The organism is Granulicatella sp. WM01 (assembly GCF_004570605.1).
Taxonomy (GTDB): domain Bacteria; phylum Bacillota; class Bacilli; order Lactobacillales; family Aerococcaceae; genus WM01.
On the sequence record NZ_SPPB01000133.1, the window covers coordinates 1 to 555 of the forward strand.

Annotated in this window: 1 protein-coding gene; it reads right to left on the reverse strand. The window is 30.6% G+C overall.

The genetic code is table 11. The features are described from left to right. The coding region (locus E4T68_RS08990) for a transposase (RefSeq protein ID WP_167753883.1) at positions 1-555 on the reverse strand (555 nt) is incomplete at its 3' end.

Here is a 555-nt window from a genome sequence, read left to right on the forward strand (position 1 = left end):
TTCTTTTAATTCTTCATCATATAATAATATCTCGTTAACAATCATCGTTTCCGTCAGCTCTGTCTTAAACAGATAATGATACACGTACTTTTTATCATCCAAATCTTCTTCATACTTCATCAATAATCGTCCATATCTCTTCATTCGTCTACCCATCTTTTGTTGGGTACTATCTGATTGATTAAGATATTTTTTCATAATCTGACATCTTAACTGATTAAATGTTCGATTGATATGTTGAACAATGTGAAATCTATCTGTAACAATTTCTGCATTCGGAAACACCTGTTTTATCCAACTACCATAATGTGCATTCATATCCATAACAACATAACGTACGTTTAAGCGTTGCTTTCTTGAATATTTTAGAAAATAACTAAGTAGATAACGACACTGTCTTGTCGGTAATATGTCAATAATTTTGCCACTTTCGCCATCAACATATATAAAATTCATCTTTGAATAACTTGTTTTTAAAGCTTTAAACTCATCAATACACAGTACTTTAGGTAAATAGCTATAAGTTTGTTTACAACTGATCACTGCCTGTTGCAT